Genomic DNA, 21,412 nt, shown 5'->3' with positions numbered 1-21,412 from the left:
AACTCAAATAACGCGGTGTTCTCGGCTTATTGTTTTGTTAATAAAGAAATTAGATAGTATTTAGTTTTCAAAGTACAAGCTCTGAGGGTAAACCCCTCAAAACTAAACAAAGTTTCTTCGATGTGTAGGTTCCGTTTTATTCCTTAGAAAGGAGGTGATCCAGCCGCAGGTTCTCCTACGGCTACCTTGTTACGACTTCACCCCAGTCATCTGTCCCGCCTTAGGCGGCTCCCTCCATAAAGGTTAGGCCACCGACTTTGGGCGTTACAAACTCCCATGGTGTGACGGGCGGTGTGTACAAGGCCCGGGAACGTATTCACCGCGGCATGCTGATCCGCGATTACTAGCGATTCCGACTTCGTGTAGGCGAGTTGCAGCCTACAGTCCGAACTGAGAACGGCTTTAAGAGATTAGCTTACTCTCGCGAGCTTGCGACTCGTTGTACCGTCCATTGTAGCACGTGTGTAGCCCAGGTCATAAGGGGCATGATGATCTGACGTCGTCCCCACCTTCCTCCGGTTTGTCACCGGCAGTCTCACTAGAGTGCCCAACTTAATGCTGGCAACTAGTAACAAGGGTTGCGCTCGTTGCGGGACTTAACCCAACATCTCACGACACGAGCTGACGACGACCATGCACCACCTGTCATTGCGTCCCCGAAGGGAACGCCTTATCTCTAAGGTTAGCGCAAGATGTCAAGACCTGGTAAGGTTCTTCGCGTAGCTTCGAATTAAACCACATGCTCCACCGCTTGTGCGGGCCCCCGTCAATTCCTTTGAGTTTCAACCTTGCGGTCGTACTCCCCAGGCGGAGTGCTTAATGCGTTAGCTCCGGCACTGAAGGGCGGAAACCCTCCAACACCTAGCACTCATCGTTTACGGCATGGACTACCAGGGTATCTAATCCTGTTCGCTACCCATGCTTTCGAGCCTCAGCGTCAGTTGCAGACCAGACAGCCGCCTTCGCCACTGGTGTTCTTCCATATATCTACGCATTCCACCGCTACACATGGAGTTCCACTGTCCTCTTCTGCACTCAAGTCGCCCGGTTTCCGATGCACTTCTTCGGTTAAGCCGAAGGCTTTCACATCAGACCTAAGCAACCGCCTGCGCTCGCTTTACGCCCAATAAATCCGGATAACGCTTGCCACCTACGTATTACCGCGGCTGCTGGCACGTAGTTAGCCGTGACTTTCTGGTTGGATACCGTCACTGCGTGAACAGTTACTCTCACGCACGTTCTTCTCCAACAACAGAGCTTTACGAGCCGAAACCCTTCTTCACTCACGCGGTGTTGCTCCATCAGGCTTGCGCCCATTGTGGAAGATTCCCTACTGCTGCCTCCCGTAGGAGTATGGACCGTGTCTCAGTTCCATTGTGGCCGATCAGTCTCTCAACTCGGCTATGCATCATCGCCTTGGTAAGCCGTTACCTTACCAACTAGCTAATGCACCGCAGGTCCATCCCAGAGTGATAGCCAAAGCCATCTTTCAAACAAAAGCCATGTGGCTTTTGTTGTTATGCGGTATTAGCATCTGTTTCCAAATGTTATCCCCCGCTCCGGGGCAGGTTACCTACGTGTTACTCACCCGTCCGCCACTCACTGGTGATCCATCGTCAATTAGGTGCAAGCACCATCAATCAGTTGGGCCAGTGCGTACGACTTGCATGTATTAGGCACACCGCCGGCGTTCATCCTGAGCCAGGATCAAACTCTCATATAAAATATATAAGAACTTGAATAGCTCTCAATTATCTTTGTTATTAAGCGAATTGACTTCGCAAATGTTTTGCTTCAAATCACATCGTGATTGAAGACCCTACACATTTGATTCGTCGAAACTTTGTTCAGTTTTCAAAGGTCTACCTGTTGGCTAATCAAGCAGCCAATCAACGTGTTTATTATAACATGTATCAGATCAACTTGTCAAGAAGAATTTTTAATTATTTTTAAATTTCTTTTGATCGATAACTCAATCAGCAACTTTATTAATATATCATGTTACCAAGTCGATGTCAACAATTATTTTTAACTTTTTTTGTTGAATCAACTTAACAGCACTTAACTGTTTTGACAACGATAACTACTATACATGGATTTCATCCTTTCGTCAACACCTTTTTTAACTTTTTTCATTATTTAAAATAACCGAACTTTCTGCTTTTCACCAAATTTAATTGTATGTATTAAAGCAGGAATAATTGGTAAATAATCTTTAATTTAGTAAAAACTCACGGAATTTGCATCACTAACTTTTTCCAAAAAATTCCTTCTACTATATCTAACTTAACCCCATGAAATTATCTTTTCTGATTTTCTAAAATAAACTCAAAAATCCTGGTTAATTACCGCAGTTCTTGGCTTCCAGTTTGAGTGCTATTAATATTTACTACGATATGCCAATTTTAAAGTAATTGGTAATTCTTAGCTCTGCAAAATTATTGATTATAATATTTATTTGATCAATAATGTAAGCGATATCTGGGAAGTGTTAAGAACAGATCCTACTAAAAGCACTAGATTATTTTGTTATCACTGGTCTAGACACCACAGAACCTGCCATCATCACAGCAGTAAAAAGTCTCTCTAACTTGCACTTACCACTTTCTAAGTTTTGAACAATCAAAGGAGTGGGAAAATGGGACAATCAATATTTCCAACCGGAGTTACTAACTTCAAACCTAGTAAAACTTGGTCGGGCTATACATTATTCAACGCTAAAAATGAAGGTACAATCTTAATCGATATGAACGGAAAAATTGTTCATGAATGGAAAGATCTACAAGGCTTCCCTAATAAAATGATTAAAGGTGGTCAGGTTTTTGGCTCTTTACGCTGTCGAAAAAGCAGTGACGCTTATCAAGACTATGCAGATTTAACCGAAATTGATTGGAATGGTAACATTCGATGGTCATTTACCCACAATGAAGAAGTTATCGATCAAGGCATCGGCAAAACATGGGTTGCAAGAGTGCACCACGATTATCAGCTTGAGGGAAATCCTGTAAGGGTATTTTGTACCTGGACAAGAAACAAAAGATGACTTTAAACAAGTTTTACTTCTTACTCACCATGATCGAAAAATTGGCTCGATATCACCCTATCCTCTTCTTGACCATGTCTTATTAGAAATTGACCGCAATGGCAACAAGCTTTGGTCTTGGAGTACATTAGATCATTTTAATGATTTTCCATTAACCGATGAACAAAAAAATGCAATCTTTAAGAACCCTAACTTTCAATCTGCTAGTAAAGAAGGGGATGTATTTCATATTAATTATGCTAGCTACCTTGGACCAAATAATTGGTTTGATCAGGGTGACCAGCGATTTAAACCGAATAACATTCTAATGGGTTCACGTGAAGCAATGATGAGCTGGATTGTTGACCACGATACCGGGAAAATCGTTTGGTTATTAGGTCCCGACTTTACTAAGAGTTTTACTTTACGTAATTTAGGACCCTTAGTAGGGATGCATAATGTACATTTAATTCCTAAAGGTTTACCTGGCGCAGGAAATATTCTTGCTCTTGATAATGGAGGCTGGGCCGGCTATGGTGCACCTAATCAAACCTCCTCAACTGGAATGAGAACAACACGCATTGATGGATCAGAAGTTATTGAATTTAACCCAATTACTTTAGAAAAGAAATGGAGCTTCTCTGCAAAGGATATGGGCTATAAAGCAGCAGCCCACGCTAATTACTTCTACTCTCCATTAGAAGGTAGCGTCCAACGACTTCCAAATGAAAATACATTAATTGACGAAGGTGCCGGTGGACGTTTCTTAGAGGTTACGCCAAGTCACGAAATAGTTTGGGAATATATTTATCCATATATTGCTGATCATCTAATTTATCGGGCTTATCGGATTCCTTATGATTGGATTCCCCAATTATCTCCCTCAACAGAAATAGCAGTAACTCCGCCAGCTAATAGTGAGTTTCACCTACCAGGAGCTGCTGATCCAAGTCTTAATCCAAATACTACTGTTTCAGTCACTGGAGCTTATGGCTATAATAAACCATCACCAGCCCAAAATAATAATTAGATTTTTTCAATATGGCAGATTGCAAGAAATAACTTGAACGAATTTAGTGACGTAGATTAATCAAGAAGATCTCGATTGGTGTGTGCCAGTTAAGACATTTAAGTGGTCGGGAATTCAGATACCAATTGATTTGAACCAGCTGGCGATCGCTCAGCTCTTCAATGGCTTGTCCCTTGGGAATAAACCGTTGCAAAACTCGATTACGGTTCTCATTACTACCGCGTTCGTGCGGTGAATAGGCATGGGCAAAGTAAACCTGAGTACCCGTTAGCTGTTCAATTGCCTGATAGTTAGCGAACTCTTTCCCATGATCCACGGTAAGCGTCTTGAGCTTGTCTTGAAGTTGACTAGCTAGTTCAAGTACGGCTTGAGTCATGGACTGACTGTCGCGACCATGGAGCCGTTTAACAATTGTCAGGCGACTCTTACGCTCCACAAAAGTCGCCACAGCTTGACCTTTACGTTTGCCAGAAAGTACGGTATCAGCTTCAAAGTGGCCGAATTCTTGGCGAGTTTCGACTTTATGAGGACGCTCCTCAATGGAGCGGCCGTGACTGAACGTACCACGCTTTTCTTTAGCACGATGACGACGAATTCCATGATCAGGCAAATCGGGTAACTGTACATCAAGCCATCCTTGATCAATCCAGTTATAGACCGTCTTGTAGGCAATCCCAACTACATGGGCAACTTGTTCAGGGGACCACTTCTGGACTTGAATCTTTTCCTCAATCAAGTGCTTAAGGCTTTTAGTGAGTGAAGACTTCCGCCCCCGTTGACTAACCTTGCGTTCAAAGTCAGTTTGCGCTAGTTCAGCTTGATACCCACTATTTAGCCGGTGAAGTTCGTTAAAGATGGTGGTCTTACTAAAGCCTAAGTAGTTAGCGATGTATCGCAAGGAACGTCCTTCATTATGAAGCGTTTCAATGACAACACGGTTCTGGAATGATAAAATAGTGGTGCTCATCAAGGTCCTTCTTTCTAATGGATTGTGTGGTAACACCATTAAAGACCTTGATGGGTTTTTCTGTCCACTTAAATGTTCAACTTAAATTTTACAATCTGCCATATTAACAATCGAGTAGGAGATAATTGATTAGTTCAATTATCGACCTCTCACACCACCGTACGTACGGTTCCGTATACGGCGGTTCGACAACTTAATCACATTGAATTGACTGGAGCGTCTTGGACATATTCATAAGTCCGAGTTGTTCCAGTTTTCTATTAGTTAGAGAATAGCTCAAGGTCTTACTATGTGCAGTTCGCCAGTAGCCCTTTCGGGTACTAGCGAAGACATATGCATCATGCTGGGGCAGCCCCAACTTCTGTAAGTTAGTTACCTTAGTTTTAAACTTTTTCCATTGCTTCCAAATATACTGCCTTATTCGGACCCTCAACCACTTGTCAAGGCGTTGAATAAAGTTAGTTAGTTTCCCAATTGAGTAGTACTGAAGCCACCCACGCATTTTTCGATGAATTTCTTCAAACATTCTTGTCAGAGATATTCCACGATTACGTTTAGTTAATAACTTCAGTGCTTTCTTTACTCGTTGTTGCGATTGCTTAGCTGGACGGGCGTAGGCCCCATTGTGGTCTACACCCAACGAAAAGCCAAGAAACTTCAACCGTAGCGGGCTACCGACTTTGGTTTTATCTGGGTTCACTTTAACTTTCAAGCGCTTTTCTAGAAACTGGGTAATGCTTCGCATTACTCGTTCTCCGGCTCGTTGACTTTTAACATAGATGTTACAATCATCCGCATAGCGCACAAAGTGGTGACCACGTCTAGTCAACTCTTCGTCCAACTCATTTAGATAGATGTTCGCCAGTAGTGGTGACAATGGCCCTCCTTGTGGGGTTCCTTTTTCACTCTTAGCGAAAAGCCCATGGTCTAAGACTCCGCTAGTTAGAAACTTACGAATGAGTCTTAGTGTCCATGGGTCATCAATATATTGTTGGAGATACTTAATCATCAAGTCATGATTAACGTTATCAAAATAGGCTTTTAGGTCTAAGTCGACAACTCTTCGATAACCTTGATTATAAAGATCTACTACTTTTGAAATAGCGTCATGGGCCCCACGGTGGGGACGGAAGCCAAAGCTATTATCAGAGAAAATACGCTCAAAGATAGGCGTAAGAATTTGGGCTACAGCTTGTTGAACCATTCGGTCCACCACCGTTGGTATTCCAAGTCTTCTTACTCCACCATTAGGCTTCGGAATTTCTACCCGTTTGACTGGAGCTGGTTTATACTTGCCCTCACGCAAACTAGCGATCAGTTCCGTCTTATTTTCTCTGAGATATGGCAGAAGGTCATTGACTGTCATATCGTCAACGCCTGCTGCTCCTTTATTTCTCTTAACTCGCAAATAAGCCTGATTAAGGTTATTGCGATCCAAGACCAGGTCTTGGATAGTGACACTCATACCTTTACCTTCACCATAACCGGTACTACGCGCCCTTGTGTACTTTCGGTTTTCCAAACCTATCCTCGACAAGCGGTCAGCTTGTTGTTCTGTTTTCTGCGATTGTCGCACCTGATTACACCTCCGATATAAGTTACAAGTTATTGTCGTTCAGTCCTTCATCTGATTATTCAAACTACTATGACCTCGGCTGACTTCTGGCTTACTCAACACTGCATCACTGCACCGCTTGTTTCTGTGGAAATTAAACTTATTCCTCTTGTCGGAAACGTGTAGGCCAGATCTCCCCGGGTAAGAATATTAGCTTTCGTACCATGTCATCGTTAGCTTTACTGAGACCAACTTCGAGTAGTATTGGACTTCAACTTGTCTAGCAGCCTTATCCAGTTAATTCCAGCCTTATAGCTACTTCTTGTTCATCGATGCAGTACTTTGCCTTAGACTTCCTTCAGATTCCACCTCACGGTGGACACCCTTGTCCTCAGCTCATGGTTCCGACTACTACGGCCCATAGCGGACTTTCACCACCTAGCTAATACCCATGCCGGGCGCACTAAAAAAGAACCCGTACCTGAGTAAATCAGATACGGGTTCTTAAAGTTTTTGTGTTGGACTCTTCTTATATTAATCCTCTAAAAATGGTGTATTTGGGGTATACATACCCTCAATCGCATTTACTTTTTAATGGTAAATTCTATTCTGAATCACTTACAAAGGCTATTAGCAACCATTTAGCTTACTTCTTCTTATTCTTCTTTTTCTTGGAATCGTTCTTAGTTTCCTTTTCTGGACGCATTGTTGGGAAGAGAATAACATCCCGAATAGATTTAGCATCAGTAAGGAGCATTACAAGCCGATCGATTCCAATACCAAGTCCCCCAGTAGGCGGCATCCCGTATTCGAGGGCTTGAACGTAATCCAAGTCGACTGGTTCAGCTTCATCATTACCATTAGCTTTTTCCTTTGCTTGCATTTCAAAACGTTCCTTCTGGTCAATTGGATCGTTTAATTCACTAAAGGCATTTGCCAATTCGCTACCATCAACATACAATTCGAAGCGATCAGTCATCGCAGGATTATCAGCATTCCGCTTTGCTAATGGTGAAACTTCGACAGGGAATTCATAGACAAAAGTTGGTTGAATAAGCGTATCCTCAACGAACTCTTCAAAGAATGCATTCAAGATATGGCCCTTTGTCCAGTAAGGCTTATATTCAACCCTGTGTTCATCGGCTAACTTCTTAGCATCTTCGTCCGTCATTGATTCATCGCTGAAGTCAATGCCAGTCTTTTCCTTAACGGCATCCACCATCGTGATCCGTTTAAAGTTTCCTCCAAGGTCGATCTCATGTCCTTGGTAAGTAATCTTTCCATCATCTGAAACAACTTTAGCGGCTGCCTTAACGATTCCTTCTGTTTCATCCATAACATCTTGGAAGTCAAAGTAAGCAGCATAAGTTTCCATTGTTGTAAATTCAGGGTTATGGTGAGGGTCCATCCCTTCATTTCGGAAAATCCGGCCCAATTCGTATACCCGTTCAAAGCCACCAACGATTAACCGCTTAAGGTACAATTCGGTAGCAATCCGCAAGTACATATCAATATCAAGCGCATTATGGTGAGTGATAAATGGACGCGCATTAGCACCACCAGCTTGGGTGTTCAAAATTGGGGTTTCAACCTCTGTAAAGCCATTATCATCCATGTACTTCCGGACGGCCTTAATGATCGCTGTCCGTTGGTGGAAACGCTTGAAGCTTTCTGGGTTAGAAATTAAATCAAGGTAGCGCTGACGATAGATAGTTTCAGGATCAGTAACCCCATCCCACTTATTAGGAAGTGGACGCAATGCTTTTGACAAGAAGGTAATTTTATGTGCACGAACAGTTAATTCACCTGTATCTGTCTTGATAACATCCCCTTCAATTCCAAGGAAGTCACCAATATCTGACCGCTTGAAAACATGGTAAGGTTCATCCCCTACCATATCCTTACGAGCGTAAACTTGAATCTTACCAGTCCGATCAACAAAATCAGCGAAACCAGCCTTACCACTACTCCGCTTTCTTGTCATTCGACCCGCAATAATTACTTTGGCGCCCATCTCGTTTAATTCTTCTTTATCGTATTGATCAAACTTATCATGCAAGTCTTGGGCAAGATGGTCTCGTTTGAAGCGGCGGCCAAATGGTTCAATCCCCGCTTCTTTTAACTCTTCCATTTTTTCACGCCGAACGCGCATTTGATCTAGTTCTTGTGACACTTAAGTTCTCCTCCTCGTAATTAGGCTTGCTGTCTTTTTGCAGCCCGTTCTGCAGTTTGTTCAGCAAAGCGGTCAAAAATATCGTTCATTTCATCAAGTGTTTCTGCCTCGACTAACGCTACTTTAGTCCGGGCAGCACGCGGAATACCCTTGATATAGTACGTCGATAACCCACGGAACTCACGAACACCAACATATTCACCCTTTAAATCAACTAAACGATTAAGGTGATCTTTAGCCATTTCAATTTTTTGTTCTGGAGTTGCTTCTGGGAGCAGCTCACCAGTCTCTAAGTAATGTTCAGTCCGCTTTAGCATCCATGGGTTACCCATCGCTGCCCGACCGATCATTGCGGCAGTTGCGCCAGTCATATCAAGAATCTTCTTAGCATCTTCTGGTGTCTTCACATCACCATTAGCCATGAACGGAATTTTCAATTGACTCGCTACTTCTTTTAGTATATTCCAATCTGCTTGTCCCGTATACATTTGTTTTCGAGTTCGACCATGCATCGCAATCGCGCTAGCTCCTGCCCGTTCAGCTGCTAGAGCATTTTCCACAGCTAAAATATGCTTGTCATCCCAACCGGTTCGCATCTTAACGGTAACTGGCTTCTTAACAGCATCAGTAACATATGACACCATTTCATAGACTTTATTAGGATCCAGTAACCATCGTGCACCCGCGTCAGTTTTTACAACCTTATTAACAGGACACCCCATATTTATATCAATCACGTCAGCTGCTGTATGTTGATCCACATACTTAGCAGCCTCAACTAATGTCTCTTTGGTTCCACCGAAAATTTGAATTCCCATCGGATGTTCTTCAGGGTCGACATCCATCATATCCAAAGTGCGTTGATTATGGTACATAATGCCACGGTCTGAGATCATTTCACAGACAACGTAGCCAGCACCAAATCTTTTACAGATAACCCGAAAGGCGGAATTGGTTACTCCGGCCATTGGTGCAACAACAACTTGATTAGGAATTTCAACGTTACCGATCTTCCACTTCATTTTTTCACCTCATTACTGCTTAAGAAACTGTGCTGGCCATCCAGTTTCATTTTTAATTGTCCGATAACTCAACTATCATAGCATATCAACGCGCTTAGCACCAAAAATTACTTTTCATCTGTTGATTTTTTATGGTGGATTATAGAATGAAGTTAGCCACCCAGTTGGTGGTAAATAAAAAACGCCATTCGGCGTGACATCAGGTATCATATTAAGTGAACCAAACCTATATGAAAGGATGTCCGTCAAATGACGCACTTAAATGATACCATGTCTACTAGTTTATTGACTACTCATAAAAAGAATGCTCATCTTACTAAAGAAGAACGTGTGATGATTGCGACTTTAAAGTCGCAAGGACTTTCCAATCGCGCAATTGGTCGCCAATTAGGAGTTAATCATCAAACAATTAATAACGAGCTCAACCGTGGTACGGTCCGCCAACTTCGTCGTCAAAAATCTAATGGTAAGATTTACGAATATTCTTACTACATCTATAGTTATGAAGCTGGTCAGGCCACATATCTTGAACATCACCGCCATTCTGGTCGTCGTCGCTTATATTATTCTTCAAAGCAATTTTTACGATTAGCTGATCAGCTAATGCTTGGTGAGTTTGACGACCACCATTACTCCCCACAAGCGGTTATTTATAAGGCTCGAGATTTAATGAATGATGGCACCCTGATCCCAAAGTCGGTTGTAACTTTATATCAATGGATTAATGAGGGTGTGCTTCGTACGTCCAATTTAGACCTCTTTGAAAAACCTAAACGTAAGCATCATCGAACTCATCCGCAAGCTAAAAGGTGCTTAGGGCCTAATATTGCTCAACGACCTCAAACTGCGGACCAACGGTCCGAAATTGGCCATTGGGAACTAGATACAGTTCAGGGACAGAAAAACGGTAATGACAGTGTTGTACTAGTAATGACTGATCGCCTTTCACGAGTTAATATCACGAGTAAAATTGCTGGTAAAACTGCGCATGCAGTAAATCAGTTCTTTATAAATTTACGCCAGAAAATGGGCACAGATGCTTACTATCGCATCTTTAAGACAATAACCTCTGACAACGGTTCAGAATTTAGTGAGTTAACACAAGTTCACGATCATGTTTTCTATGCTGATCCGTATTCCCCTTGGGAACGTGGATCCAATGAGATCAATAACCGGTTTCTCCGCAAGGAGATTACCAAAGGTGAAGCTATAAATAACTATAGTAGTGCTCAGATCATAGCGACTAATGATTGGATGAATCACTATCCACGAGCTATGTTTAATGGACATTCGTCAATGGATATCTATCGTAAGGCCTTCTACCAAGAGATATCACAGCTCCATCAACCAATAATCAATTGGTCAGTATTATTTATTTGAGTCCAGTGGCTAACTTATTCTTGAAATTTAGGGTTGATTTTTTATCATCATTCGCAGTCATTTCCGCATAGATCTTCTTTAATTCGTCTTCGTTAAATTCGTACTTCTTCCCGCAGAATTGGCAAACAGCTTCCGCATGGTGGTCCTCATCAATCAACTTCTTCATATCGTCTTTAGAAATACTTGCAAGGGCATGGGCAAAACGTTCTTTCGAGCAATCACATGCATAACGAACTGGCATTGTTTCAAGGATCTTTAAGTCCTCGCCAAAAATCTTCTTCAAAATATCTTCTGGCGTATCACCATCACGTAACATCTGTGATACCAATGGCAAGCCCTTCAATGTCTTTTCAAGTTTGCTAATTTCTTCATCGCTAGCACCAGGCATTACTTGAATCATGAAGCCACCAGCAACGTCAATATTTTCATCAGGGTTAACGAATACTGAAAGACCAACCGCTGAAGGAATTTGTTCAGATTGAGCAAGGTAGTAAGTAAAGTCATCACCAAGTTCACCAGAAACTAAATTTACTTCGCCAGTATAAGGTGTCTTGTCGCCAGGAGCCATCTTGGTTACAGAAAGGGTCCCTTGATTACCAATTGCCTTTGCAACGTCAATCTTTCCCTTATCATTTGCTGGTAAAGAAACATGTGGATTACCCATGTAGCCTTTTACCGTTCCTTCAGCAGTTCCATCCGCAATAATAAAGCCAACCGGACCATTCCCTTGAATCTTAACCGTCATTCCTGCTTCTCCTTGTAAGCTAGAAGTAGCCAAAAGAATCGTTCCAATTAACGTTCGACCAAGAGCAGCAGAAGAAGCACTCCATGTATCATGAATTTCGTGTGCCTTTTGAACGACTTGGGTAGCATTTACAGCATAAGCCCGAAACTTTCCATCCTTAGTCATTGACTTTACTAAATAATCTGTTGTTTTCATTTTAACTTCCTCCTTAAAATTTAACCTAAAGAAAAGACGGAAGACCACCACCTACCAATCAGGTTTTGTATCTTCCGTCTTTTCAATAGTTTACTTGTTTTCAGAATTGTCCGAATCATCACTTGATTGTGAATCATTTGAGTTGTCACTCTTAGTATCGGATAAATCGTTTTGATTATCCTTTGCTTCATCGTGACGCTCATTTTCCAATCGTTCAAGTTCACGCTTGGATTCTTCAAAGGTTCGTGCGCGTGCCTCTTCGTCTTCAGCAGCAACATCCTTATCAGGAACTTTTCCAGTCTTATAAAGACTAAGAATTTGTTTTTCATCAAGCGTTTCGTACTTGAGCAATGCTTCAGCGATTTGCTTATGTTGTTCACGGTGCGTCTCAATAATGTGTAAGGCAGTTTCGTGCCCTTCAGTTAAGATTCGACATACTTCTTCATCAACTAAAGCAGCAGTCTTTTCGGAGTAAGGCGATTGGTCATAGCCTTGACCTGTAAAGACCTGACCAGAACTTTGCAGTTCTACTGGACCAATCTTATCACTCATTCCGTACTGGGTAACCATTGAACGAGCAATTTGGGTTGCTTGTTCAAAGTCATTCGAAGCTCCTGAAGATTGTGACTTAAAGACAAGCTCTTCAGCAGCCCGTCCACCCATCAGACCAGCGATTTGCTCCATCGCATTCTTTTTCGACATTAACATCTGATCTTCACGTGGAAGCATGATAGCATATCCACCTGCGCGCCCACGTGGAACAATTGTAACCTTATGAACAACTCGTGCGTCATTTAATACAAGACCCACAATGGTATGACCTGCTTCGTGGTATGCAACAGTCTTTCGTTCTTGTTCAGATTGGACACGGTTATGCTTAGCTGGTCCAGCAATTACCCGGTCTTCTGCTTCATCTAAGTCCGCAGCATCAATTTCAGTTTTGTTCCGTCGCGCAGCTAATAAGGCCGCTTCGTTTAATAGGTTAGCTAAGTCAGCCCCGACAAAACCAGGAGTCTGTTTAGCAATTTCCTTTAAATCAACATCACTTGCCATTGGCTTGTTCTTAGCATGAACTCGTAAAATGGCTTCACGACCCTTAACATCTGGCCGCCCTACTAAAATCTTTCGGTCAAAACGTCCTGGACGCAACAAGGCAGGATCCAAGACATCAGAACGGTTGGTAGCTGCCATGACGATGATTCCTTCATCACCTTGGAAACCATCCATTTCAACTAACAATTGGTTCAAGGTTTGTTCACGTTCATCGTGACCGCCGCCCATGCCATTTCCACGGCGTCGACCAACAGCATCAATTTCATCAATGAAGATGATTGCTGGAGCAGCTTTTTTAGCTTGCTCAAACAAGTCACGAACACGACTAGCACCAACACCGACGAACATTTCAACAAAGTCAGAACCAGAGATTGAGAAGAATGGTACCCCTGATTCACCGGCAACCGCCTTAGCTAGCAAGGTCTTACCAGTACCTGGAGGCCCCTCCAGTAAAACACCAGATGGAATACGAGCACCAAGCTTAGTGAATTTCTTTGGATTCTTCAAGAATTCAACGATTTCAACCAATTCTTGTTTCTCTTCTTCTTCACCGGCAACATCTGAGAAACGAACTTTGTTTTTCTTAGCATCAGATGGCTTAGCCTTGGTCTTACCAAAGCTCATCACTCCACGACCGCCGCCACCTTGACCAGCTTGGCCCATCATCATGTAGAAGAAGAAAATCATGATGACTAATGGCAAGACAGTCAACAACAGGTTCATCCAGACACTATTAGATTCTTCAGCACGAGTACTAATCTTTACATTATGACGGTTAGCATAGTTTTGAAGTTGACTAATAGTTACGTCACTTTCCAAAACAGAACTTTGGAATTGAGTTACCTTATTGTTTCGTTGTGGTGTAAGAGCAAAACCAGTATTGTTGGCGGAATTGTCATTATTTGACTGGGGTTTACGGTAAGTACCAGTAACCTTATATACACCACCATTTGGCTGAAGCTGAACGCTCTTAACCTTATTACTCTTCAGTTCGGAGATAAACTCGCTTTGGGAAACTGTCTTACTTTGTCCTGTTGAGGTATTACCCCCAAAGAAGAAGTAGGCGATTCCCATAATACACAAGAACATCACGGCATAGAAGAGAACGTTATGAGTAAAATTATTTTTTTTACGATTGTTGTTCATAACAACCTCCTATCTACCAGCAACGATATTTTATAATTGTAGTCACTATCATAGCATATTTGACAAATATTGACCATTAATTTCACAGAAGAATTAATAGTTTTATCGCCAATGTTATTAATAATACATACTACATATTTACGGATCCATAAAAATGGACGTTAATTAAGAATATCTTTAAAATACCGTCCATTTAATATTGATTTTTCCGTCATCCTAATTATCTAACATTTTTAATCATTTTGGTATATAGATGGCTTCAAAATTCCAACATATGGCAAATTTCGGTAGAATCCTTTGTAATCAAGGCCGTACCCAACCAAGAATTCTTTAGGAACCGTAAAGCCAACATAGTCAGGGTCAACATCTACTTTCCGACCTTCTGGCTTATTTAATAATGAACAAACCTTGATACTCTTTGCTCCCCGGTCAGCTAAAAGGTCCATCAAGTATTTCAAAGTACGACCAGTATCAACAATATCTTCCATAATTAGAACATGCCGGTCTTTAACATTTGTTTTTAAATCATGAATAAGTTTAACTTTTCCAGTCGAACCTAAGCCACCAAAATAACTAGAAACATCAATAAAGTCGATTTGGGCCATGATGTCTAGCCGTTCGATCATATCAACAGTAAACAAAACTGCCCCACTTAGAACGGAAATGATAATTGGCCGTTTATCCTTATAATCTTTTGTTAAGTCCGTTGCTAATTCGTCCATTCGTTTGCCAAGCATTTCTTCACTATATAAGACACGCTCAATATCGTTATTCATTTACCTTTTTCTCCTTATTTTTTATTCCAATAAAACATGGCTGCCATGTCTGCTGATAGCCAGTTGGCCGTTCAAACCAACTCCACTTTCGATTAACTACCCAGACGACCTCACCATGCGCATCAACCAAGACCATTTGCTGGTCACGCTGTTTTCGGGCAACTTTTTGGTCGATTAGAACCCGTTTGACTAACTGGTGATGGCCATTTTTTAAGCGAATTCGATCTTTTTGTCGCCATTGCCGTAGCCGCAGTGGAAATTGATCAGGAGCAAGCCATTGCGAAACTACCTGCTCTTCATCCTTGAAAAACGACTTTTCAGCTGACACTGCCATTAATTTTATTGAATCTACTTGATACCATTGTTCCAATTTTATCACATGATCTTGGGGCTTTTGTAGGTTCTCAAGCGGATTATCCAATTTTTTTAACGCACAAGTAGCGTAGGATTTCTCAAGAACATATCGGTGCGGCAATCCAATGATTTGCTGTGGCTTTTGCTCGTTTTCTAAGGTCTGCAGCAATTCATCAAGTTGCTGGTCCTTAATATCATATATTCCTTGTTGATTAAACCATTGTCGTAAAATTTCTTTTCGAATAATTTCCTTGTTTTTCGCTAATCTTGCCAGGATCATCCTTCCTTGTTGATCAACACATGCTGCTAATTGATCTGCAACTTCTTGGTCACGCCAGGCAAGAAGATCCGTTAACTGTTGATGATAGCTTTCGAGGTGGGAAAGCAACTGGGAATTTTCCTCTTCAAGCATTGGAATTATTGCATGCCGAAATCGATTCCGTTGAATGTTCAAGTCCTTATTTGTCTTATCCTCATACCACTTAAGATGATGCTGTAAAGCATATTTCTTTAGCTGTTGTTTACTAAAGGGTAAAAGTGGCCGAATTAAGGTTCCAGAAGCAAATGGGCGTCGATCCCGTATCCCCACTAATTGACTCAATTGACCCCCACGAGTCATCTTCATCAGCATTGTTTCTGCTAGATCATTTTGGTGGTGTGCCGTGAGCAGGATTTTTGCTTGGTTATCTTCCATCACTTCCTGAAAAAAATGGTAGCGGGCTTGCCGAGCAGCGTTTTCGACCCCGGTCTGTGGATGAAGAGTTTGTGGCCAGTGCGCAACTGCGAGTTTTAAATTATTTTGTTTGCAATATTGCCGAATAAACCGTTCTTCAAGCTGGCTTTGTTTTCGTAACTCATGGTTCATATGGGCAACAATAATCTGGGGACGATTCTTTGACGGCAAGTGCTGCAAGAGATCTAAAAGGGCCATCGAATCGACCCCGGTTGAGACAGCCACTACCACCTTATCTTGGGTAGCAAAAAAGCGACTCCTTACTAGGTGTCGCTCAAATGCTTGTTGTAAATCCGTCATATTAGCTCCGTCGACCACCACGGCCACCACGCTTACCATCAGTTTGACGCTTCAAAGTAGATAAACGCGATTCACTTTCCTTTAAGTAGCCAGCTAACATGTCATTAAAGTCTTCGTGTTGGTGACTGTTATGGTGGCGACCACTAAAGCCTCCGCGGAAGTTATCATTGTGGCCACGGAAATTGTTATTCCGTTCGTGATGAAAATCCCGGTGATTATTTTCACGATGATGGTTATTTTCATGATGATCTTGATGTTCACGAGGAGCTGCGGCCTTGATTGAAAGAGCAATCTTACCGTCATCACCAATCCGTGTTACTTTTGCTGTAACTTCATCCCCGACAGCCAATACATCATGAACATCCTTGATATATTTATCAGAGATTTGACTGATGTGTACTAGCCCTGTCTGATTATCATCTAAATCAACGAATGCACCAAAATTAGTGATTCCTGAAACTTTACCTGAAACCTTTGCTCCAACTTCAATTGCCATGAAACCTATAGATCCTCCTGAACCATCTCATATTTTTGTATTTGAGTATATCATAACTTCATCTTGAAAACGTAAGAAAATAACTAAACTTCTCATAAAAAACTAAGCTGAAAAATAACCCAATTACATTCTCAATTATAACATTTAAAATATTCTAACCCTACTAAAAACATCCTATTTTGTGATCATTAGTTCAAATTATAGATTATCTCGCCCTTCTTAGAGTAATTATACTTAGCACGGATAACCTGCTGAATATATTCGGGATTATGCAACAACTTAATTTGCCGTTGCAGTTGTTGATTCTTTTGCTTTTGTTTTGTTAATTGTGATTGTGCGTGTCGAATATTACCATTAATATCCGCTAATGTCCGTTTACTCTGAAATATCTGAATTCCAAAGATTAAGAATATAACCAAAAAAACGGCAATAATCCGCTGACAACGGCGCTTATGCACATGCCGATTATATGTTTTTTGATTCGAAACCTGGCGGGCATATGGGGTATTTAATTGTGAAATTTTGCTATCAGATTGTCCTTTCATCTGACATTCCCCTCCATTTTAACTTATCACGCTTTAAGTATAGCAAGATACCGCGGAGAATGTCTATATAATTATCAACTTTTTTATATCTCAGAAGACATTATAGTTGGTCAAAGGATTCCGCATAAGTCTCATCGACAATTTCATACATATCTTCTGCTTCACTCTTTTTTGTTGTGTCAACAATCCGATTAATCTTAACTGTTTCGGTCTTATTACCAAACTTAATTGTTAAAGTATCCCCAAACGCTACCCGACTGGACGACTTTGCTGGTTGACCATTAATTAAGATCCGTCCTTGATCCGCGATTTCCTTAGCAATTGATCGACGTTTAATAATCCGTGATACTTTCAAAAATTTATCTAATCTCATTTTTCCGCTCCTTTTTCATCGACTTGCATAACATTTCCCAAAGCCGTTACAAATTGCAGCAGCTGATGAAGCCAATCATCAGTTGTCATTTTGGGTTGGATAACCAGCCGAATCGTTAGTTGCTGATCATCTTCACCAATCGTCGCTTTAAACCGCGTATTAGCTAACTCTTTAATTATTGTGGGGGCTTTAATCAAGCGACTAGCACGTTCGGTAAACTTAATATTAATATTATCCCGTTGCCGTTTAATCTCAGCAATCATTGCCAAATCAGCATGATTCTTCAATTGACTTACGAGCAACAGCGTCCCAACAGGTGCCGGATAATCACCAAACCGATCAATCAAGTCACCTTGAATATCAATAACTTCTTCATCCGTCTTAGCTTGGCGAATTGTCTTATATAATTCAATCTTTTGCCGTTGATCTGCAATATAATCCGTTGGTAGGTAAGCTTCAACCCCTAACTCAACCTCCGCATCGGAGTGAATAGTTTGCTTCTTACCCTGCTTTTTAGCTACCGCATCACTAAGCATCGCCGAATATAGGTCATAACCAACAGAATCGATAAACCCATGCTGCTGTTTTCCCAAGAGGTTTCCAGCTCCCCGAATAGCAAGATCCCGCATCGCAATCTTAAATCCAGATCCCAACTCTGTAAAATCACGAATTGCAGCTAGCCGCTTTTCTCCTAATTCGGTTAGGACCTTATTAGGCTGATACATAAAGTAAGCATAGGCCACCCGATTACTACGGCCAATCCGTCCACGAATCTGATATAGCTGTGCTAACCCCATCCGATCAGCATTTTCAACAAAGAGGGTGTTCGCATTCGGGATATCAACCCCCGTTTCAATAATAGAGGTAGTCACTAATACATCATAATTTCCTTGAATAAACTCATAGAGGACTGTCTCCAGTTCATTTTCACTCATTTGACCATTAATATAGCCAATCCGGGCTTCAGGAACAAGGTCTTGTAACCATGCCACTGTCTCTTCAATGTCATGAACGCGATTGTGAAGGTAATAAACCTGTCCACCGCGTTGCATTTCACGAATAATCCCATCGCGAATCGCACTACTATTTTGCTCCATTACATAGGTTTGGATTGGGTAACGACCAGCTGGCGGTGTTTCAAGGACTGATAAATCTCGTACACCCAGCATTGACATGTGTAATGTCCGAGGGATCGGGGTTGCTGTCAAGGTTAAAACATCAACATTATTTTTTAATTGCTTTAGTTTTTCTTTATGTTTTACCCCAAAGCGCTGTTCCTCATCAACAATTAACAGCCCAAGGTCCTTAAATTCAACATCCTTTGATAGGATTCGGTGGGTTCCAACAACAACATCGACGCTTCCATCCTTTAGCCCTGCTTCTGTCTCTTTTAGCTCTTTTGGCGTCTTGAAACGTGACATCAAGGCAATGTTGATTGGGAAGCCTTCAAACCGGCGCATCAGGGTGTTGTAGTGTTGCTGGGCAAGAACAGTTGTTGGCACAAGGAAGGCAACCTGCTTTCCTCCAGTGACCGCTTTAAAAATTGCCCGCATTGCAACTTCAGTTTTACCATAGCCGACATCCCCCACCAACAGTCGATCCATCGGCTTTGGTTTTTCCATATCCTCTTTAATTTCATCAATACTCCGCAACTGATCGCGAGTCTCATTATACGGGAAATTAGCATCAAATTGTTTTTGGAGATAATCGTCTTTCGGAAAAGCATATCCCTTCTCCGCTTCTCGCTTAGCATATAAGTCAACTAATTCATCAGCGATATCTTCAATTTTTGAAGAAACGCGCCGCTTAGTCTTTGCCCATTCGTTACCGCCAAGCTTGTTGATATGCGGGGTCTTAGATTCTGATGATACATACTTTTGGACAAGATTTAGCTGGGTTACTGGCACATATATCTGAGCGTTATCCCGGTAATTTATGATCATGTAGTCTTGATGAACATGGTCAACTTCCATCGTCTTAATTCCACTAAAAATCCCAATTCCATGATTAACATGAACTACGTAGTCACCCGGTTTAAGGTCAGTATAATTTTTTAATCGTTCGGCATTGGCAAGCTTTTGTGGACGATAATGAACCTTTTTTACCTGCTTAAACATCTCGCTTTCTGTAATAACAACCAGCCCAGAAAGCGGCATTTCAAATCCATTATTTAAGTTAGCAGCAACAATTTGAACAATATTTGGCTTGATATTTGTTAATTCAGTTTCTGTTGCGGTGATATCAAAGTCAACAAGCGTTTGGGCAATTTGCTTTCGTCGTTCTGGACTATTAGCCATCAGTACTACTGTTTGCCCTTGATCCATCCACCGTTGAAGTTCGGCTTTCAGCAGTGGCATTTGCCCAAAGAAACGTTGCATGGTTCTGCTTTTTAGGTCGGTAATTTGGCTAAGTTTAATATTACCGAGACCTTTTTTGAATAAGGCGCCATAAATTTGCGGATGCGGGTCTTTTTTTATTATGGCCGATACGTCATTGCTAAGATCTGGAATATCCGTTAATTGGTGGTGGGCAACCTTATCTTTAAACCAACCCGCATCTTCCTGGGTCATCTGCTTGGCAAATTGCTTTATCCGCGTCAGGTCATCAAAGTAAATCGTCCCATCATCAGGAAGATAATCAAATAAGGAGTGCCTTGTCGGATAAACCAGGTTGCTAAATTCTAAAAGTTCATTAGGCAAATGCTGGTTCTTAAGCGCGTTCAATAATGGTTCAAAGCGGTTAGCCACCTGCTGTTTAATATCAGCATCGTCAGCACTTAACTCCTTTACTACCTTTTTATATTCAGTATCAAGGGCTTCATGCACCCGCGAAAATTCAGTCGCTGGGATAATAAAATCTGTTGCCGGCAGTATCTGAACTTCTTCAACGTTGTCAATACTCCGCTGGGTACTAGCATCAAAATACCGGAGTGAATCAACTTCTGTATCAAAGAGATCAATTCTAACCGGATTATCAGTATTTAAGGCATAGATATCAATAATCGATCCACGAATCGCAAAATCACCAGGACGCAACACCATTTTTTGATATTGGTACCCCGTTGCGCTTAATTGTTGCCGAATTTTTGCTGGATCCACTTCCCCGCCAGTCTTAATCTTTAACGAGGACTGAGCAAAGTATTCTGGTGAAATAATATTGCGCCGTAACCCCGCAGTAGATGCAACCACAACTGCCGGTTCGTTATTAATCAAAGCATTTAAGGCTAGTACCCGTTGAAGACGATAGTTAGGAGAACTAGTTGCTACTTCCGCTGCTAAAACCTCTTCAACCGGAAACTGATAAACACGATTGGCAGGAAGGAGGTTCTCTAAGTCACTAGCTAATTCCTGCATATGGGAAATCGTATCGGTCACTACTAGAATTGGTCGCTGCCCTTCTTTAGAAAGAGCACTTAGTAATTCAGTTCGCGCTGATCCAGAAATCCCCGTTATTAATTGATGGTTCTTGGGTTGGAGGTCAGCCGTAATTTGTTTAAATGATGGCGTCTTCTCGATTAAATTTTCTATTTGCACCATCAACGCCACCT

The 21,412-nt window shown here is 41.7% G+C and carries 15 protein-coding genes and 1 rRNA gene; 3 read left to right on the top strand and 13 right to left on the bottom strand.

Features of this window, described 5'->3' with window-relative positions:
• Positions 1 to 147: 147 nt before the first annotated feature.
• Positions 148 to 1,723: ribosomal RNA gene (locus SH603_RS02435) — 16S ribosomal RNA — on the bottom strand.
• A 915-nt stretch (positions 1,724 to 2,638) separates the two neighbouring features.
• On the opposite strand from SH603_RS02435, the gene SH603_RS02430 reads away from it, so the two are divergent.
• Entirely contained in the window at positions 2,639 to 3,043 is a 405-nt protein-coding gene (locus SH603_RS02430; protein ID WP_321534042.1) for a hypothetical protein, read from the top strand.
• 40 nt (positions 3,044 to 3,083) lie between these two features.
• On the top strand, positions 3,084 to 4,052 hold the full coding sequence (locus SH603_RS02425) for an arylsulfotransferase family protein (protein ID WP_321534219.1): 969 nt from the start codon (positions 3,084 to 3,086) through the stop codon (positions 4,050 to 4,052).
• 43 nt (positions 4,053 to 4,095) lie between these two features.
• Here SH603_RS02425 and SH603_RS02420 read toward each other — a convergent pair whose 3' ends face one another.
• The 4 genes from SH603_RS02420 to dusB all read right to left on the bottom strand — a co-directional run bounded on the left by SH603_RS02420 (position 4,096) and on the right by dusB (position 9,769).
• Positions 4,096 to 5,019, bottom strand: a complete 924-nt coding sequence (locus SH603_RS02420; RefSeq protein ID WP_321534041.1) for an IS30 family transposase — start codon at positions 5,017 to 5,019, stop codon at positions 4,096 to 4,098.
• A 193-nt stretch (positions 5,020 to 5,212) separates the two neighbouring features.
• Positions 5,213 to 6,595 carry a group II intron reverse transcriptase/maturase gene (gene ltrA / locus SH603_RS02415; protein ID WP_321533904.1) on the bottom strand — a complete coding sequence of 461 codons (1,383 nt, stop codon included), beginning with the start codon at positions 6,593 to 6,595 and terminating at the stop codon, positions 5,213 to 5,215.
• A gap of 625 nt (positions 6,596 to 7,220) precedes the next feature.
• The gene (gene lysS, locus SH603_RS02410) at positions 7,221 to 8,747 is read right to left on the bottom strand and encodes a lysine--tRNA ligase (RefSeq protein WP_169471512.1); all 1,527 of its coding nucleotides are present in this window, start codon (positions 8,745 to 8,747) and stop codon (positions 7,221 to 7,223) included.
• A gap of 20 nt (positions 8,748 to 8,767) precedes the next feature.
• Positions 8,768 to 9,769 (bottom strand): tRNA dihydrouridine synthase DusB, encoded by a 1,002-nt coding sequence (gene dusB / locus SH603_RS02405; RefSeq protein WP_169471511.1) that lies wholly within the window; start codon positions 9,767 to 9,769, stop codon positions 8,768 to 8,770.
• Positions 9,770 to 10,018: 249 nt separating this feature from the next.
• On the opposite strand from dusB, the gene SH603_RS02400 reads away from it, so the two are divergent.
• Positions 10,019 to 11,149 (top strand): IS30 family transposase, encoded by a 1,131-nt coding sequence (locus SH603_RS02400; protein WP_013923736.1) that lies wholly within the window; start codon positions 10,019 to 10,021, stop codon positions 11,147 to 11,149.
• Here SH603_RS02400 and hslO read toward each other — a convergent pair.
• From hslO to mfd, 8 genes are all read right to left on the bottom strand, one after another.
• Positions 11,142 to 12,089, bottom strand: a complete 948-nt coding sequence (gene hslO / locus SH603_RS02395; RefSeq protein ID WP_321534040.1) for an Hsp33 family molecular chaperone HslO — start codon at positions 12,087 to 12,089, stop codon at positions 11,142 to 11,144. The genes SH603_RS02400 and hslO overlap by 8 nt on opposite strands.
• Before the next feature lie 90 nt (positions 12,090 to 12,179).
• Positions 12,180 to 14,288 carry an ATP-dependent zinc metalloprotease FtsH gene (gene ftsH / locus SH603_RS02390; protein WP_169473052.1) on the bottom strand — a complete coding sequence of 703 codons (2,109 nt, stop codon included), beginning with the start codon at positions 14,286 to 14,288 and terminating at the stop codon, positions 12,180 to 12,182.
• 233 nt (positions 14,289 to 14,521) lie between these two features.
• Positions 14,522 to 15,064, bottom strand: a complete 543-nt coding sequence (gene hpt / locus SH603_RS02385; RefSeq protein ID WP_169473053.1) for a hypoxanthine phosphoribosyltransferase — start codon at positions 15,062 to 15,064, stop codon at positions 14,522 to 14,524.
• Positions 15,057 to 16,451 carry a tRNA lysidine(34) synthetase TilS gene (tilS, locus tag SH603_RS02380; protein ID WP_321534039.1) on the bottom strand — a complete coding sequence of 465 codons (1,395 nt, stop codon included), beginning with the start codon at positions 16,449 to 16,451 and terminating at the stop codon, positions 15,057 to 15,059. The genes hpt and tilS overlap by 8 nt, the downstream gene beginning before the upstream one ends.
• A gap of 1 nt (position 16,452) precedes the next feature.
• Positions 16,453 to 16,947 carry a S1 domain-containing RNA-binding protein gene (locus tag SH603_RS02375; RefSeq protein WP_003665652.1) on the bottom strand — a complete coding sequence of 165 codons (495 nt, stop codon included), beginning with the start codon at positions 16,945 to 16,947 and terminating at the stop codon, positions 16,453 to 16,455.
• 188 nt (positions 16,948 to 17,135) lie between these two features.
• Positions 17,136 to 17,492, bottom strand: coding sequence for an FtsB family cell division protein (locus SH603_RS02370; RefSeq protein ID WP_003667261.1), 357 nt, complete (start codon positions 17,490 to 17,492; stop codon positions 17,136 to 17,138).
• A gap of 100 nt (positions 17,493 to 17,592) precedes the next feature.
• Entirely contained in the window at positions 17,593 to 17,865 is a 273-nt protein-coding gene (locus tag SH603_RS02365) for an RNA-binding S4 domain-containing protein (protein ID WP_169471200.1), read from the bottom strand.
• Complete coding sequence (mfd, locus tag SH603_RS02360; RefSeq protein ID WP_321534038.1) at positions 17,862 to 21,401, bottom strand: transcription-repair coupling factor; 3,540 nt, start codon at positions 21,399 to 21,401, stop codon at positions 17,862 to 17,864. The genes SH603_RS02365 and mfd overlap by 4 nt, the downstream gene beginning before the upstream one ends.
• Positions 21,402 to 21,412: the final 11 nt, after the last annotated feature.

Source organism: Limosilactobacillus reuteri, assembly GCF_034259105.1.
Lineage (GTDB): Bacteria > Bacillota > Bacilli > Lactobacillales > Lactobacillaceae > Limosilactobacillus > Limosilactobacillus reuteri_G.
The sequence above is the reverse complement of the archived record's forward strand: the minus strand, read 5'-3'. Positions and strand labels throughout refer to the sequence as shown.